This is a genomic window from Methyloversatilis discipulorum (genome assembly GCF_000385375.1).
GTDB lineage: Bacteria > Pseudomonadota > Gammaproteobacteria > Burkholderiales > Rhodocyclaceae > Methyloversatilis > Methyloversatilis discipulorum_A.
The window spans coordinates 2,925,296-2,939,878 of record NZ_ARVV01000001.1; the positions used below are offsets into that span (position 1 = coordinate 2,925,296).

Annotated in this window: 16 protein-coding genes; 3 read left to right on the forward strand and 13 right to left on the reverse strand. The window is 66.7% G+C overall.

The window, feature by feature from the left end:
• Positions 1 to 11 precede the first annotated feature (11 nt).
• The 8 genes from METRZ18153_RS0113695 to guaB all read right to left on the reverse strand — a co-directional run bounded on the left by METRZ18153_RS0113695 (position 12) and on the right by guaB (position 9,327).
• Entirely contained in the window at positions 12 to 2,483 is a 2,472-nt protein-coding gene (locus METRZ18153_RS0113695; protein ID WP_029143773.1) for a TonB-dependent receptor, read from the reverse strand.
• 116 nt (positions 2,484 to 2,599) lie between these two features.
• Complete coding sequence (locus METRZ18153_RS0113700) at positions 2,600 to 3,607, reverse strand: FecR domain-containing protein (protein ID WP_020165259.1); 1,008 nt, start codon at positions 3,605 to 3,607, stop codon at positions 2,600 to 2,602.
• Positions 3,604 to 4,116: a sigma-70 family RNA polymerase sigma factor gene (locus METRZ18153_RS0113705; protein ID WP_020165260.1), complete on the reverse strand. Its 513-nt coding sequence runs from the start codon at positions 4,114 to 4,116 to the stop codon at positions 3,604 to 3,606. The genes METRZ18153_RS0113700 and METRZ18153_RS0113705 overlap by 4 nt, the downstream gene beginning before the upstream one ends.
• A 297-nt stretch (positions 4,117 to 4,413) precedes the next feature.
• Entirely contained in the window at positions 4,414 to 4,887 is a 474-nt protein-coding gene (locus METRZ18153_RS20245) for a nucleotidyl transferase AbiEii/AbiGii toxin family protein (protein WP_332308878.1), read from the reverse strand.
• A complete protein-coding gene (locus METRZ18153_RS21160) occupies positions 4,776 to 5,054 on the reverse strand; it encodes a nucleotidyl transferase AbiEii/AbiGii toxin family protein (RefSeq protein ID WP_232416048.1) in 279 nt (92 codons plus the stop codon). Before METRZ18153_RS21160 ends, METRZ18153_RS20245 begins: the two co-directional genes overlap by 112 nt.
• Positions 5,038 to 5,859 (reverse strand): type IV toxin-antitoxin system AbiEi family antitoxin domain-containing protein, encoded by an 822-nt coding sequence (locus METRZ18153_RS0113715; RefSeq protein ID WP_029143774.1) that lies wholly within the window; start codon positions 5,857 to 5,859, stop codon positions 5,038 to 5,040. Before METRZ18153_RS0113715 ends, METRZ18153_RS21160 begins: the two co-directional genes overlap by 17 nt.
• A 275-nt stretch (positions 5,860 to 6,134) precedes the next feature.
• Entirely contained in the window at positions 6,135 to 7,739 is a 1,605-nt protein-coding gene (gene guaA, locus METRZ18153_RS0113720) for a glutamine-hydrolyzing GMP synthase (protein WP_020165263.1), read from the reverse strand.
• A gap of 127 nt (positions 7,740 to 7,866) precedes the next feature.
• Positions 7,867 to 9,327 (reverse strand): IMP dehydrogenase, encoded by a 1,461-nt coding sequence (guaB, locus tag METRZ18153_RS0113725; protein ID WP_020165264.1) that lies wholly within the window; start codon positions 9,325 to 9,327, stop codon positions 7,867 to 7,869.
• Between the two features lie 106 nt (positions 9,328 to 9,433).
• Here guaB and METRZ18153_RS0113730 point away from each other — a divergent pair, with 106 nt between their 5' ends.
• Complete coding sequence (locus METRZ18153_RS0113730) at positions 9,434 to 9,871, forward strand: DUF4124 domain-containing protein (protein WP_020165265.1); 438 nt, start codon at positions 9,434 to 9,436, stop codon at positions 9,869 to 9,871.
• 9 nt (positions 9,872 to 9,880) lie between these two features.
• Here METRZ18153_RS0113730 and METRZ18153_RS0113735 read toward each other — a convergent pair whose 3' ends face one another.
• Positions 9,881 to 10,204, reverse strand: coding sequence for an RnfH family protein (locus tag METRZ18153_RS0113735; RefSeq protein ID WP_019917544.1), 324 nt, complete (start codon positions 10,202 to 10,204; stop codon positions 9,881 to 9,883).
• Complete coding sequence (locus METRZ18153_RS0113740) at positions 10,204 to 10,647, reverse strand: type II toxin-antitoxin system RatA family toxin (protein ID WP_020165266.1); 444 nt, start codon at positions 10,645 to 10,647, stop codon at positions 10,204 to 10,206. Before METRZ18153_RS0113740 ends, METRZ18153_RS0113735 begins: the two co-directional genes overlap by 1 nt.
• 93 nt (positions 10,648 to 10,740) lie before the next feature.
• On the opposite strand from METRZ18153_RS0113740, the gene smpB reads away from it, so the two are divergent.
• Positions 10,741 to 11,187 (forward strand): SsrA-binding protein SmpB, encoded by a 447-nt coding sequence (gene smpB / locus METRZ18153_RS0113745; RefSeq protein WP_020165267.1) that lies wholly within the window; start codon positions 10,741 to 10,743, stop codon positions 11,185 to 11,187.
• A 9-nt stretch (positions 11,188 to 11,196) separates the two neighbouring features.
• Here the strand turns inward: smpB and METRZ18153_RS0113750 are convergent, their stop codons facing one another.
• Complete coding sequence (locus METRZ18153_RS0113750; protein ID WP_020165268.1) at positions 11,197 to 11,622, reverse strand: hemerythrin domain-containing protein; 426 nt, start codon at positions 11,620 to 11,622, stop codon at positions 11,197 to 11,199.
• Positions 11,623 to 11,784: 162 nt separating this feature from the next.
• Here METRZ18153_RS0113750 and folK point away from each other — a divergent pair, with 162 nt between their 5' ends.
• Positions 11,785 to 12,285, forward strand: coding sequence for a 2-amino-4-hydroxy-6-hydroxymethyldihydropteridine diphosphokinase (gene folK / locus METRZ18153_RS0113755; RefSeq protein ID WP_020165269.1), 501 nt, complete (start codon positions 11,785 to 11,787; stop codon positions 12,283 to 12,285).
• A 257-nt stretch (positions 12,286 to 12,542) separates the two neighbouring features.
• Here folK and METRZ18153_RS0113760 read toward each other — a convergent pair whose 3' ends face one another.
• The gene (locus METRZ18153_RS0113760) at positions 12,543 to 13,091 is read right to left on the reverse strand and encodes an NUDIX domain-containing protein (RefSeq protein WP_020165270.1); all 549 of its coding nucleotides are present in this window, start codon (positions 13,089 to 13,091) and stop codon (positions 12,543 to 12,545) included.
• A 7-nt stretch (positions 13,092 to 13,098) separates the two neighbouring features.
• Positions 13,099 to 14,580, reverse strand: coding sequence for an NADH-quinone oxidoreductase subunit NuoN (gene nuoN / locus METRZ18153_RS0113765; protein WP_020165271.1), 1,482 nt, complete (start codon positions 14,578 to 14,580; stop codon positions 13,099 to 13,101).
• Positions 14,581 to 14,583: the final 3 nt, after the last annotated feature.

Sequence of the window (14,583 nt, forward strand, 5' to 3'; positions counted from 1 at the left end):
TCACCCCGCGCTCAGAAATCGACGCTAGCCGACAGCAGCAGCATGCGCGGCGCACCCTGCACCAGGCTGCCGTACTGCGACACGCCGGCCCAGTAGCTGCGGTCGAAGGCATTGCGCAGCTGGGCGCGGAAGACGGTAGCGCGGCCGGCGACCGTCGTGCGATAGCGCGCGCCGACATCGACGGTGGTCCAGTCCGGCACGCGCAGCGTGTTGGCACGATCGACGTACTGGCTGCCGGTGTGCACCACGTTGCCGGTCAGCGTCACGCCGGGCAGGAAGGTGGCGTCCCACTCGGCGCCGAGGTTGGCCATGAAGGACGGCACGCCGACCGCCGTGCGGCCCAGCGTGGCGGCGGAATTGGTCTGCGTCAGATCGGCGTCGAGCAAGGTCAGGCCGCCAAGCAGGCGCAGGCCCGGCGCCGCTTCGCCGGCCAGCGCCAGTTCGACGCCGCGGTTGCGCTGTTCGCCATCGACCGCGAACACGGTGCCGGTCAGCTGGCCGCTCGGCTTGGTGATCTGGAAGGCGCTCAGCGTAGCGATGACGCCGCCGATCTCGGCCTTCACGCCGACCTCGTTCTGCCGCGCCTTGTAAGGTGCGAACACCTCGCCGGCGTTGCTGGCCGACGGCGGCGCGGTGTCACCGCGGCTCAGACCCTGGATGTGATTGGCGTACAACGCCACTCCCTGCCATGGCTTGACGACAATGCCGACCAGCGGCGTCAGCGCGTGCTCGTCGTACGCCGTCGTCAGCGCACCGGTCAGCGGATTGAAGTTGTCGGTTTCCACCCGCTGGCGGCGCACGCCCAGCGTCAGCTGCAGGCGCTCGTCGTACATCGACAGCGTGTCGGACAGCGCGAGGCCGCTCAGTTCGGTGTCCGACACGCGCGGCACGTCGCCCGCCAGCTGCACGTCCTGCGCCGGGCTGTCGAAGGGCGCGTACAGATTCGACAGCACCGCGGTGCCATTGGCCGAAATGCGGCCGAGGCGGTCGCGGTAGGTGCTGACCTGTGCGCTCACCACGTGACGCAGCGGACCGGTCTCGAAACGCGCGCGCAGGCCCGCTTCGGCGGTGCTGCGGTCAACGTCGAAGCGGAAGCGCTGTGGCACCGTGCTGGTATCGCCGGCCGCATTCAGTACGGTCGGGTTGCCGAACAGGCGATCGACCCGGGTGCGCCCGCCACCGACGCCGGCGAACAGCGTGAGCTGCTCGCTCGCCGCGTACTCGACGCGGGCCAGCACCGACTGGTCCTCGGTTTCGAAACGCTCCCAGCGCTGCGACACGTTGCGCCGTCCGTCGGGCGCCGACGGCACGGCCACACCGGCGCCGAGGAAAGGACGGCGCGACGGCGCGTCGATGTCTTCCCGCTGATCGACGATGTCCAGCGTGGCGCGCAGTCTGTCGCCGCTGTAATCCAGCGCCAGCGCGCCCACCGTGGCGGCGCGCGACTGCTTGTCGATGCCGGTGTCGCCGTCGTGCACGCTGCCGTTGAAACGGATGCCGACGCGACGATCAGGCCCGAAGCGGCGGCTCAGGTCGAGGTGGCCACCGTACTGCGCGTTCGGCGACGCGCTCGCGGTGAAGCGCGTGAGGTCATCGGCGCCGGCGCGCTTGGGCACGATATTGATGGTGCCGCCCACGCTGCTGGCCGGAGACATGCCGTAGAGCAGCGCGGTCGGCCCCTTGATCACCTCGGTGCGCTCGGCGTAGTCGACCAGCACGCGGTAGTTCGGCGCCACGCCGTAAACACCGTCGAAGGCTATCTCGCCCGAGTTCTGGTCGCCGACCGGAAAGCCGCGGATGAAGAAGGTGTCGAGGATGTCGCCCGGATGGCCGGAAATGCGGATCGACGGGTCGTTGCCGACAACGTCGGCCACGCTGACCGCCTGCCTGTCCTCGATCATGCCGACGCTGTAGCTCGTGACGCTGAAGGGGGCGTCCATCACGTCGGCGTTGCCCAGCATGCCCAGGCGTCCGCCGCGCGCCATCTGGCCGCCCGCCTGCAAAGGCGGCAGCGGATGGAGGGATTCGGCGTCGGCGCGCACGCGCACCGCGTCCAGCACCGGCACTTCGCCACCGGCCGCCGACGGACGCGCGGCCCCCCGGCGGACGGCGTAGCCGCCCCCGCGTGCGACGGCCTCGAACCCGGTATCGGCCAGCAGCGCCTGCAGCGCGCCCTCGACCGTGTAGTCGCCCTCCAGCCCGCGCGAACGCACGCCGGCCAGCTGTGCCGCCTCGTAGGACACGTTGACGCCGGCGATGCGCGCGTAGCGGTCGAGCGTCGTGGCCAGCGGTCCGGCAGGCAGACTGAAATGCAGCACGCCGGCGGCCGACGGCGCGGCAGCCTCCTGCGCACGGACAGCGTGCGGCAGTGCGGCCGCCGTCAGGGTCAGGCCCAGCAGGGCGATACGCAACGCGGCAGCGAGCGTCTTCAACGGGGGATGCGCGCGCGCCGGCGACGCGTAAGCGGAAAGAGGAGCATTCATGACGGTGTTCGAGTCCGGTTGGAAGAAGCGCCACCCAAACGGGCGCCTTCACTGCAGAGGCCGGACGAGACCGCGCATCCCCTCACTTCAGTCGAAGATTTCTTGCGTGGCCGTGTTCAGCCTGCCCGGTCCGCCTCGACGATGACCCAGTAGCGGGTGCGGTAGCGCACGGTCACCGGCTGCACCTGCGCCAGGAAACGCAGCGCGCGGTCGGTGTCGCGCACGTGGAACACGCCGGACACGCGCCAGTCCGCGATCTGCGGATCGCAGACGATGCGGCCGCTGCGATAGCGCGACAGCTCGGCCAGCAGGTCGGCCAGCCGCATGTCGCGACCGGTGATGACGCCGTCCGTCCACGCGTCGTCATCCGCATCCGCCACGACCGGCGACGAGATGCCTGCCGGACCGAGCGTGCTGCGCTCGCCGTCGTGGATGACGACGGTCTCGCCGCCATCGGCAGGATGCGCCTCGACTGCGCCCTCCTGCACGCTGACCCGAACCTCGGAGCGCTCGAGCCGCACGACGAAACGGGTGCCCAGCGCACGCAACGAGCCGAAGGGCGTGCTGACCCAGAACGGGCGCTTCGCGGCAGCGCCTGCATCGTCGCCAGTGGTGATCATGATTTCGCCACGATGCAGCACCAGCACGCGGCGCTCGGCCGAGTAATCGGTGCTGATCGCGCTGTCCGTGTTCAGCATGACGACGCTGCCGTCGGCCAGACGCAGCGTGCGCTGTTCGCCGACCGCCGTGCTCGCGTCAGCCAACAGACGCTGCCAGGGCGTGGTCTCGCGCACCGCCCATCCGCTCGCCAGCGCGACGCCGGACAGCGACAGCACGCGCAGGGCGCGTCGCCGGCCGGCAGCGGCCCCGCGGCGCCCGGCCTCGGCGGCCTGCAGCACGTCCTGCGCCAACCTTGCCGGCAGGCCGGAGAAACCGCTGCGCAGCGCCGCCACCCTGCTCCACGCCTGCGCGTGGCGTGGGTCGGCGTCGAGCCAGCGCGCAAAGGCCTGCTTCGCCGCCGGCGTCGCAGCGTTGTAGTCGAGCCGCACCGACCACGCGATCGCCGCATCGACGATGTCGTCCGGCAGGCGCTCGCCGGCCGCGGCAGACAGTCCGCCGCTCACGATTCGAAACGCAGCGCGTAGCAGTGACGGAGCGCGCGGGCGACGTAGCGCTCGGCGGTGGCCAGCGACACACCGAGCCGGCTGGCGATCTGCGGGCAGCTCAGGCCTTCGAGCTGCGCCCACAGGAAGGCGGTGCGCACCTGCGGCTTCAGGCTGTCGAGCATGCGATCGATCTCGATCAGCGCCTCCAGCACCAGCGCGCGGCTTTCCGGCGACGGCGCTTCGGCTTCCGGCAGCACGGCCAGCGTATCGAGCCAGGCGCGTTCGAGAGCACGTCGGCGCCAGTGGTCGATCACCAGGCCGCGCGCGATGGTCGATAGATAGGCGCGCGGCTCATGCGCACGCACCGGCTGTTGCCGCGTCAGCACGCGGATGAACACGTCCTGCGCAATGTCCGCCGCCTCGATCGCGTCGCCCAGCTTGCGGCGCAGCCAGCCCTGCAGCCAGCCGTGATGACCCCGGTAGAGATCCTCCGCCTCCCGCTGCAGCTCACATTCGACAGTCCGCACAGCGCGCTCCCCTCGCGTCCGGTCCGCCGTGGCGGACAGGCATTAATGCAATTGATAATTGTTCGCATTGTAGGGACAGAGGAGCAGTGCGGCAATCGGGCGTGGAATACGGCGCGCGAAAAAAGCCCGGCACAGTTCCGGGGGATTCATGCAGTTTTCTCGTCCCCGCCTTTGATACTTGTCGGGTCCTGGTCCTGCCACCCGCCCACTGGCGAAGGGCGCCTTCCTGCAGCCCGATGCGCGAATCCAGTTCATAGACCGGCGTCAGATCGTGAACCGTTGCGCCGGTCGCCTTCGTCATCTGGAGTCAGCGATCCGCGCCAGCGCGTCGTCAAGCAGCCGACGATCTGCCTCGCGCTTTGCCGCCGTCCGCTGGGCCAAGTTGTGCAGCTTGCGTCGCACTCCCGGCAACTCAGCCGCATGGGCAAGTCCGATCAAATTGAAATCCGGCTGCTCATCCTCGACTGAGTGCAGGAAGGCGCGCGACGGCTCATCCAGCCACGCCGCCACACGCGACAAAAGGCGCTCGCGGCTTTCCAGCAGCGCCCCTGCTTCGATAGGCTGCGTCGTCATGCCCTTGAAATGCGCCTCGAAGGTGGCCTCGAAATCTGCAGGCACGCGCGGCGCCAGCATTTCCCACGTCGGCTTGGGACTGCAGGTCAGGTACACGAGGAAGGTGTGCCAGAGCGCTTTGTCCGCCCGCTGGTCCTCCAGCAGCAGGCCAACGTCGAATAGATCGCGCGGGTGTTGCCGCGACAGCGCCGCCGCCAGCTTGCCGGCATAGCCGACAGACGCGGCAGATCATGTTCGAACAGGTTGATGGCGGTGCCGCCCTTGAGCGCAAAACGCGGCTCCTGCGCCAGCACCGGCAGGATCTCGACCAGCAAGCGCACCCTGTCCGCGTACCGCCGATCCCAATGGTCAAGCCAGGTGCTCATCGAGGTCTCCCGGCAAGGTGATCTGGTAGGTCGGATGGAGGCGTCCGCCGGGCACCAGCGCGCGCTTGCCACGCCCCAGATCAACGCCATCCAATGGCACGTGCGGCAACCACGCATGCCGATGGCGATCGGCCAGGGCCAGGAACAGCCGCTTGGCCTTGATGCTGCGGCAGTGGCGCAACATCATGCCGACACGCTGCGGACGCAGCGTGCTCATGGCCTGCATCAGCGCATCGGCCTCGTAGACCCCTGCCGCATCCGATATACCGTCGCACAGTTCCAGCATGGCCCGCTCAGGTGTCGAGCAGACCAGCGCATCGGTGCCCGGCGCCACGGAATGCCAAGCCAAGCCCGCTTCCGACAACGCCTTGTCGGAGACTTCCGCCGTGACGGGCACAGCCGGGAGATCAAGCAGATCCCTGCCCAGGTGCTCGAAGCGCTGCGCCAGTGGAAGCTTGCCCAGCCAGCCCGGCGGCCGCTGTGGCCCATACAGCGTGATCGTCCCGGCATCGCCCAGACGCAGGTAATGCTCGTGTCCCTGCAGAGCCAGTGCGAAACGCCCCCCGACGTGCAGCGGCATGCCCTCCCCGACCTGCAGGCTGCGAACCACTCCATCCCATTGCAGCCGTCCGCCGGTGCGCATGTAGACGCCACGGGCCGGCGACACCAGCCATCCGCTGCCCACGTAGCGCGCGACCAGGCTGTTGGAGTAGCCGTGCGCCCGTAACCAGCGACTGGACACGAGGCGCGTATCGCCCAGCTCGGCCAGCAATCGGTTCAGCTTCCCTGAATTTTCAGCACTCATAGTGCTCAAATTATCAGATCAATAAACCATCGCCAAGGGCTGACAGTTTGTCAAAATACGATAATGATCACTCATAGTGATCTTTTATCAATTTATGCAAACCTTTCGTGCCTCCGATGGCGACGAGCCCTGATTAGGGCTGGCTGCGGCCCTCTGCCTTATCGAGCACAGGGATAGATGGGCCTTCCGGCAGCACCTTCGGGATACGAATAACAAAAAAGCCCACAGTTACGCGGGCTTTTTGTGCATTCATGATACTCGATGCAACTGCCGAGTCACTCCCACTCGATCGTCGCCGGCGGCTTGCCCGAGATGTCGTACACCACCCGGTTGATGCCGCGCACCTCGTTGATGATGCGGTTGCTGACACGGCCGAGCAGGCTGTGCGGCAGTTCAGCCCAGTGGGCGGTCATGAAGTCCTGCGTCTGCACCGCGCGCAGCGCGACGACCCATTCGTAGGTGCGGCCGTCGCCCATCACGCCGACCGACTTCACCGGCAGGAAGACGGCAAAGGCCTGGCTGGTGAGGTCGTACCAGCTCTTGCCGGTCTGCGGGTCGATGGTGGCGCGCAGTTCCTCGATGAAAATGGCGTCGGCGCGGCGCAGCAGGTCGGCATACTCGGCGTGGATTTCACCGAGGATACGCACCCCCAGACCCGGTCCCGGGAAGGGGTGGCGATACACCATGTCGCGCGGCAGGCCGAGCGCCACACCCAGCTCGCGCACTTCGTCCTTGAACAGCTCGCGCAGCGGCTCCAGCAGCTTCAGCCCAAGCTGTTCCGGCAGACCGCCGACGTTGTGGTGGCTCTTGATCGTCGTGGCTTTCTTGCTCTTGGCGCCGCCGGACTCGATCACGTCCGGGTAGATGGTGCCCTGGGCGAGGAAGGTGGCGCCCTTGTGGCCGCCGTCGCCCGCCTTCAGCTTGGCGGCTTCCGCCTTGAACACCTCGACGAATTCGCGGCCGATGATCTTGCGCTTGGCTTCCGGGTCGGACACGCCCTTCAGGTGGCCGAGGAACTGGTCGGCCGCGTCGACGTGGATCACCCGCGCGTGCAGGCGGCCGGCGAACATGTCCATCACCATCTGCCCCTCGTTCAGGCGCAGCAGGCCGTGATCGACGAACACGCAGGTGAGCTGGTCGCCGATCGCGCGATGGATCAGCGCGGCAGCGACCGACGAATCGACGCCGCCCGACAGGCCGAGGATGACCTCTTCGTCACCGACCTGTTCGCGGATGCGCTCGACCGCTTCGGCAATGTAGTCGCCCATGATCCAGTCGCCCTGGCAGCCGCACACGTCGAGCACGAAGCGGCGCAGCAGGTCGGCGCCGCGCGCGGTGTGGGTGACTTCCGGGTGGAACTGCACGCCGTAGAAGCGGCGCGCCTCGTCCGCCATGCCGGCGATCGGACAGCTGTCGGTGGACGCCATCACGACGAAGCCCGGCGGCAGTTCGGTCACCTTGTCGCCGTGGCTCATCCACACCTTGAGCATGCCGTGGCCCTGCTCGGTGCGGAAATCCTCGATGCCGTCGAGCAGTTTCGTGTGGCCGCGGGCGCGCACTTCGGCGTAACCGAACTCGCGCACCGTGCCCGCCTCCACCTTGCCGCCCAGCTGCTGCGCCATGGTCTGCATGCCGTAGCAGATGCCCAGTACCGGCACGCCCAGTTCGAACACCGCCTGCGGCGCGCGGTCGGTCGATTCCTCGTAGGCCGACATGTGGCTGCCGGACAGGATGACGCCCTGCGCGCCGAAGCCGCGCACGAAATCGTCGCTCACGTCGCACGGATGGATTTCGCAATACACATGCGCCTCGCGTACACGGCGCGCGATGAGCTGGGTGACCTGGGAGCCGAAATCGAGGATGAGGATCTTGTTGTGCATGGCAGATCGGATGCAAGACTTAAGAGACAAGATTCAAGAAAAAGCGCGGCGGGTCAAAAGACCCGCCGCGGGACTGGGAACAGGCTGCTGCAAGACCCCTTGGATCTTGCAGCTTGAACCTTGAATCTCAATCAACGTGATAGTTCGGCGCTTCCTTGGTGATCTGCACGTCGTGCACGTGCGACTCTCGGATGCCGGCCGAGGTGATTTCGACGAACTGCGCCTTCGAGCGCATTTCGTCCACGGTGGCGCAGCCGCAGTAGCCCATCGATGCGCGCAGGCCGCCCATCAGCTGGGTGATCACGTTCACCACCGGGCCCTTGTAGGGCACGCGGCCCTCGACGCCTTCCGGCACCAGCTTGTCGGCGTTGGACGCCGGATCCTGGAAGTAGCGGTCGGCGGCGCCCTGCTGCATCGCGCCGAGCGAACCCATGCCGCGGTAGGACTTGTAGGAACGGCCCTGGAACAGTTCGATCTCGCCCGGGGCCTCTTCGGTACCGGCCAGCAGACCGCCCAGCATGACCGCGTTGGCGCCAGCCGCGACCGCCTTGGCGATGTCGCCGGAGTAGCGGATGCCGCCGTCGGCAATCATCGGCACGTCGGTCGAGGCGAGCGCGGTGGCGACGTTGTCGATGGCGGTGATCTGCGGCACGCCGACACCGGCGACGATGCGTGTGGTGCAGATCGAACCGGGGCCGATGCCGACCTTGACGCCGTCGGCGCCAGCATCGACCAGCGCGCGGGCAGCGTCGGCGGTGGCGATGTTGCCGCCGATCACGTCGATGTGCGGGAAGGTGCGCTTGACCCAGCTGACGCGGTCGAGCACGCCCTGCGAATGGCCGTGCGCGGTATCGACGACGATGACGTCAACGCCTGCTTCGGCCAGCGCGGCGGCGCGGTCTTCGGTGCCTTCACCGACACCGATCGCAGCGCCGACACGCAGACGGCCGTGCGCGTCCTTGGCGGCGAGCGGGTGTTCGGTCGACTTCAGCATGTCCTTGACCGTGATCAGGCCACGCAGCGTGTCGTTCTCGCCCAGCACCAGCACGCGTTCGAGGCGGTTCTTGTGCATCAGCGAACGCGCTTCGTCGAGCGACGCGCCTTCGCGCACGAATACGACGCGCTCGCGCGGCGTCATGATGCGCGAGACCGGCTGGTCGAGATTGGTTTCGAAGCGCAGATCGCGGTTGGTCACGATGCCGACCACGCGATCACCGTCGAGCACCGGGAAACCGGAGATGCGGTGACTGCGTGTCAACCCGTGCAGCTCGCGAACCGTCATATCGGGAGAGATGGTGATCGGGTCCTTCAGGACGCCGGCCTCGAAACGCTTCACCTTGGCCACTTCGGCGGCCTGCTGCTTGGCGGTGAGGTTCTTGTGGATGATCGCGAGGCCGCCTTCCTGGGCCAGCGCGATGGCCAGCCGGGCTTCGCTGACGGTGTCCATCGCGGCGGACAGCAGCGGAAGATTGACGCGGATGTTGCGGGAGATACGGGTACTGAGACTGACGTCGCGCGGCAGCACGTTGGAGTGGGCCGGCACGAGGAGCACGTCGTCGAAGGTCAGCGCCTTCTGGATAACACGCATGACTACTTTCCCAACTAGCAAAAACGTATTATACGCCGGTCGACGCAGCCGTCTGCACCCGGCCCTGAAAGCCGCGCCAGAAGGCGCTCAATCGAGGAGTTGTGAAGTGCTCGTCCGTATCGCCGCAGCCGTGCTGCTCAGTGTTCCGCTCGCCTGCGCCGCCCAGGTCTACCAGTACAAGGACGCCCAGGGACGCACCGTTTTTTCCGACACTCCACCGCCGGGCGCCAACGCGACGAAGAAGAACATCAATCCGCCGCCGCCGTCCGGCGACAGTTCGGGCTCGGTCAAGGAGAAGCTGCAGGAGTTCCAGAAACGCCGCGACGAGCGTCTGGAATCGGAAGCCAAACAGGCCAAGGAACAGGCCGAGAAAGACCGGATGGCCGAAAACTGCACACGGGCGCGCAGCAAGCTCGCCGCGCTGCAGTCGGGGCAGCGCATCGTGCGCTTCAACACGCAGGGCGAACGCGAATTCCTCGACGACGCCGGGCGCGCGAAGGAAATGGAAGAAGCGCAGAAGTCGGTGTCGGAGTGGTGCAAGTAAGGGCGCGGATCAGGCCGCCGGTTCGGCCTCGCCGCCGCCCTTCTTGAGTACCTTGCCCTCGGCGGCGCGCTGTCGCCGCACTTCCTTCGGGTCGGCGATCAACGCACGGTAGATTTCGACGCGGTCGCGATCGCGCAGCACCTGGTCGGCCTTGACCAGCTTGGAAAAGACGCCGAGCTTGTTCTTCGCCAGATCAATGTCCGGATACTTCTGCAGCAGTCCGGAAGCCTCGACTGCCTGCTGAGCGGTGGCGCCTGCGACCAGTTCCATCGTCACGATGTCCTGCCGCTCGGGCAGCGCGTAGGCAACCTGCACGTGGATCTTGTCGCTCATCACTGCGTTCCCTGTCCGTACTGGCGATCCGCCTGCTTCACGAAGGCGTCGACAAAGGTGTTGGCGATATGGCTGAACACCGGCCCGACCACCTTCTCGATCAGCCGGCTCGAAAACTCGTAATGCAGGTTGAACTCGACCTTGCAGGCGGCCTCGCCCAGCGGTGTGAACAGCCAAGTGCCGTCCAGCCGGTTGAAAGGTCCTTCGACCAGACGGATGGTCATGCTGCGCGGGAACACCTTGTCGTTGGCGGTGACGAAGTGAGCCTTGACGCCGTGGTAGTTGATGTCGATGCGCGCGCGTGTCAGCACTTCGGTGCGCTCGATCAGCTGGCTGCCGCCACACCAGGGCAGGAACTGCGGATAGTGTTCCACGTCATCGACGAGGCGGAACATCTGTTCGGCACTGCGCTCGATGAGCACGGTTTTTCGGACTTCAGCCATGTCATCAGAAGGTAAAATCGCGATTCTATCCGCGGCAGCGCCCCCTACGCAGCCCCGATTTCATTTCAGCACGCCTCTCACCGGTTTCACTTCATGAGCATTGCCGACAACAAGAAGGCCTTTCACGACTACTTCATCGAGGAACGCTTCGAAGCGGGCCTCGTGCTCGAAGGCTGGGAGGTGAAGGCGATCCGCGCCGGCCGCACGCAGCTGAAGGAAGCCTACGTGGTGCTCAAGGGCGAAGAGGTGTACGTGATCGGCATGCACGTGTCGCCCCTGCCGACCGCCTCCACCCACATCAAACCGGACCCGACGCGCAGCCGCAAGCTGCTGCTGCACGCCAACGAGATCAGCAAGCTGATCGGTCTGGTCGAGCGCGCCGGCTACACGCTGGTGCCGCTGAACCTGCACTACACCCGTGGCCGCATCAAGCTGGAGATCGGTCTGGCCAAGGGCAAGAAGCAGTTCGACAAGCGCGAGACCGAGAAGAAGCGCGACTGGGAGCGCGAGAAGGCGCGCCTGATGCGCGACCGCGTCTGAGCGGAACGATCAGGCTTCCGCCAGTTCCGGCAGCGTGGTCCGGGCGTCGTAGCCGGTGAGTGCGATGTGCTCGGCCAGCATGGTGTCCATGGTCGAGGCGTGGTGCTCGAACCACACCGGCAGTTCGCGCGCCAGCGTGCGCACGATGCCCGCGTCGCCGGCCGCGGCCAGGCGTCTGACCTCGCGCAGCACCTCGAGAACGCGCTCGTGTTCGCCGCGATGGCAGTGCAGCGGCGGAAAGTCCGACGCCTCCATCCACACGTCCTCCTGCGCGAAATGCGCTTCTGTGTGCGCCACCAGCTCGTCCAGCACGGTCAGCGCCGCCGATGCCGAAGCGTCGTCCAGACGGGCCAGCAGCTGCATGAATTCGCGGTGGATGTCGTCCATCGGCGCCAGGCCGAGCACGTGCTCCTGCTTCAGTTCGAGTGCGGACATCGCGCCTCCTTGCGGTAATGGCGCGCACTGTGCCCGCTGAACGGACGGTGCACCTTGATCCAGATTAGGTTTGCGCCGTGTCGAGGCCGCCACAATGGCGCTGCGGCGCGGAGGCGCCACGGCCGGCGGTGCTAAAGTTCGGCCAGATCAAGAGAACACGACATGAGCCAAGAAGCCCCCACCCACATCGCCCACATCGGGCTCGGCGCCAACCTGGCAGATCCGGAAAAGCAGGTACGCGCAGCGCTCGACGAACTGGCCGCTGCGCCGGGCATCGTGCTCGAACGGAAATCGTCGCTCTACCGCACGGCGCCGATCGGCTACGACAACCAGCCCGATTTCATCAACGCGGTGGCGCGCGTGCGCACGACACTCGAACCGCAGGCCCTGCTCGACGCCCTGCTCGAAATCGAGCGCACGCACGGCCGCGTGCGCGAATTCCTGAACGCGCCACGCACGCTGGATCTGGACGTGCTGCTGTACGAGGACCGCGTGATCAACACCGACACCCTGAACGTGCCGCACCCGCGGGCGCATCTGCGCGCCTTCGTGCTGCTGCCGCTGCTGGAGGTGTCGCCGGATGTGATCATTCCGGGCATCGGGCCGGCGAGCGCCTGGCTCGCCCACTGTCAGGATCAGCCGATTCAGCGCATCGCCGACTAAGTCGGACGTCGCTGTCGATGGTGCCCCTGTCGGACCGCCGCAGTCGCGGCCAAGGCCGCTCCCACAGGGAGAGGCGCCCGAGCCGTGGCCGGAGTCCGAGCGACGGTTCTGTGGGAGGGGTCTTCTGACCCCGACAGCGGCCTGTGCCAAAGCCAGCGGACTGCGGCGCCCGCTCCAACGGTGCAATCTCGATCATTCGTGCTGCCGCGCTTGATGGCCCCGGCGGGCCGCCGGATCAGCGACTCAGATGCAGGGGCTCAGAAGCCCTGGGCGAACACGCGCTGCGCCCAGATCAGGGCGGCCAGCGTCTTGGCGTCGGTCAGTTCACCGCGCCACACGGCCGACATCGCGGCCTCCAGCGACAGCGCGGTCACTTCGAGGAACTCGCCTTCGTCGAGCGAGGCGCCGACGTGGCGAAGTCCGCGGGCGAGGAAGATTTCGATGCGCTCGTCGGAGTATCCGATGCAGGGGTGCATCGTGCCCAGGTGTTCCCAGCTGTCGGCCTCGTGGCCGGTTTCCTCGCGCAGTTCGCGGATGGCCGTCTGTTCGATCGGCTCGCCCGGATCGATCTTGCCGGCCGGAAATTCGAGGAAGACACGGCGCGGGCCGTAGCGGTACTGGCGCTCGAACACCATGCGCCCGTCCGGCAGGATGGCGATGATGACCACCGCTCCCGGATGCTTCACGTACTCACGGACGGCCTGTTTGCCGTCCGGCAGACGGACCTGATCCTGATAGACCTTGAGCAGGACGCCGTCGTAGACCTGACGGCTGTCCAGCGTACTTTCGGTCAGGTCTTCCGCCATCCGTCGCTTACTTCAGCGCCTGACCGAGGGCCGACGCACACAGTGCGAGCAGCGACTGCGGCATCAGGCCGATCAGCGCGATCGCCAGCGCATTGACCGACAGCAGCGCGCGCATCTCGCCGGAGGCGACCAGCGGGCTGTAGTCGAGCGGCTCGTCGAAGTACATCAGCTTGACCACGCGCAGGTAGAAGAAGGCGCCGACCAGCGACAGCAGCACCGCGAACACGGCGGTGTAGATGTAACCGGCCGCGACGACTGCCTGCAGCACGGCAAGCTTGGCAAAGAAGCCGATGAAGAACGGAATGCCGGCCATCGAGAACATGACCATCATCAGCACCGCCGCGAACCAGGGGCTGCGGCGGTTCAGGCCCTTCAGGTCGTCCAGCGTTTCCGCCTCGACACCGGCGCGCGTCAGCACCAGCAGCGTGCCGAAGGCGGCAGCGCTCATCAGCACGTAGGCGATGGTGTAGAACATCGCGCTGCCGAAGGCGTAGGAGAGGTGGATGTCACCCGACGCACGCAGTTCGATCACGCCGCTGACCAGGCCGAGCAGCATGAAGCCCATGTGCGAAATGGTCGAATAGGCCAGCATGCGCTTGACGTTGGTCTGCGCGATGGCGACCACGTTGCCGAGCGCGATCGACAGGATGGCGAGCAGCATCAGCATCTGCTGCCACTCGACCGCCAGCGTCGGCAGGCCGTCGACCAGCAGGCGGATCGCCATCGCGAAACCGGCGAGCTTCGGCGCCGAACCGATCAGCAGTGTGATCGCGGTCGGCGCGCCGTGATAGACGTCGGGAATCCACATATGGAAAGGCACGACGCCGATCTTGAAGGCCAGGCCGGCCACCAGGAACACCAGGCCGAAGCGCAGCACGTCCATATTGGTCGCGGGGTCGGACAGCTTGCGGGCGATGGCCGAAATCTCCAGCGTGCCGGTGGCGCCGTAGATCATCGACATGCCGTACAGCAGCAGACCGGACGCCAGCGCGCCCAGCACGAAGTACTTCATCGCCGCCTCGGTCGCGCGCGCCGATTCGCGGTCCAGCGCAACCAGCGCGTAGATCGCCAGCGACAGCAGTTCCAGGCCCAGATAGAGCGTCAGGAAGTGGTTGGCCGAAATCATCACCTGCATGCCCAGCGTCGCGAACAGCACCAGCAGGTAGTACTCGCCACGCTCCAGACCGCGTGCCATCAGGTAATCGCGGCTGTAGACGACGACCGTGAACACCGTGATGTAGAGGCAGCCCTTCAGCACGTCGGCGAGACGGTCATCGACGAACATGCCGCTGAAGGTGAGCGTGGTGTCCGGTCCGGCGGTGCCAACCTGGATGGCGAAGGCGCCGGCCAGCGTCGCCAGCGTCAGCACGTAGGGCAGCCAGCCCTGGCGTTCGGACTTGAAGAGGTCTGCGAGCAGCACGACGCAGGCCATCACCAGCACGAAGATTTCGGCCGATGCGGGGAAGAAGTCAGGCAGAGGGAAGTTCATTCT

What these genes read in the sequence shown, in the direction of transcription:
- METRZ18153_RS0113740 (WP_020165266.1), bottom strand. Translation starts at nt 10,647, where the DNA reads ATGGCTGAAGTCCGAAAAACCGTGCTCATCGAGCGCAGTGCCGAACAG.
- METRZ18153_RS0113750 (WP_020165268.1), bottom strand. Translation starts at nt 11,622, where the DNA reads ATGTCCGCACTCGAACTGAAGCAGGAGCACGTGCTCGGCCTGGCGCCG.
- METRZ18153_RS21160 (WP_232416048.1), bottom strand. Translation starts at nt 5,054, where the DNA reads ATGAGCACCTGGCTTGACCATTGGGATCGGCGGTACGCGGACAGGGTG.
- METRZ18153_RS0113695 (WP_029143773.1), bottom strand. Translation starts at nt 2,483, where the DNA reads ATGAATGCTCCTCTTTCCGCTTACGCGTCGCCGGCGCGCGCGCATCCC.
- METRZ18153_RS0113760 (WP_020165270.1), bottom strand. Translation starts at nt 13,091, where the DNA reads ATGGCGGAAGACCTGACCGAAAGTACGCTGGACAGCCGTCAGGTCTAC.
- guaA (WP_020165263.1), bottom strand. Translation starts at nt 7,739, where the DNA reads ATGCACAACAAGATCCTCATCCTCGATTTCGGCTCCCAGGTCACCCAG.
- folK (WP_020165269.1), top strand. Translation starts at nt 11,785, where the DNA reads ATGAGCCAAGAAGCCCCCACCCACATCGCCCACATCGGGCTCGGCGCC.
- guaB (WP_020165264.1), bottom strand. Translation starts at nt 9,327, where the DNA reads ATGCGTGTTATCCAGAAGGCGCTGACCTTCGACGACGTGCTCCTCGTG.
- nuoN (WP_020165271.1), bottom strand. Translation starts at nt 14,580, where the DNA reads ATGAACTTCCCTCTGCCTGACTTCTTCCCCGCATCGGCCGAAATCTTC.
- METRZ18153_RS0113735 (WP_019917544.1), bottom strand. Translation starts at nt 10,204, where the DNA reads ATGAGCGACAAGATCCACGTGCAGGTTGCCTACGCGCTGCCCGAGCGG.
- smpB (WP_020165267.1), top strand. Translation starts at nt 10,741, where the DNA reads ATGAGCATTGCCGACAACAAGAAGGCCTTTCACGACTACTTCATCGAG.
- METRZ18153_RS0113715 (WP_029143774.1), bottom strand. Translation starts at nt 5,859, where the DNA reads ATGAGTGCTGAAAATTCAGGGAAGCTGAACCGATTGCTGGCCGAGCTG.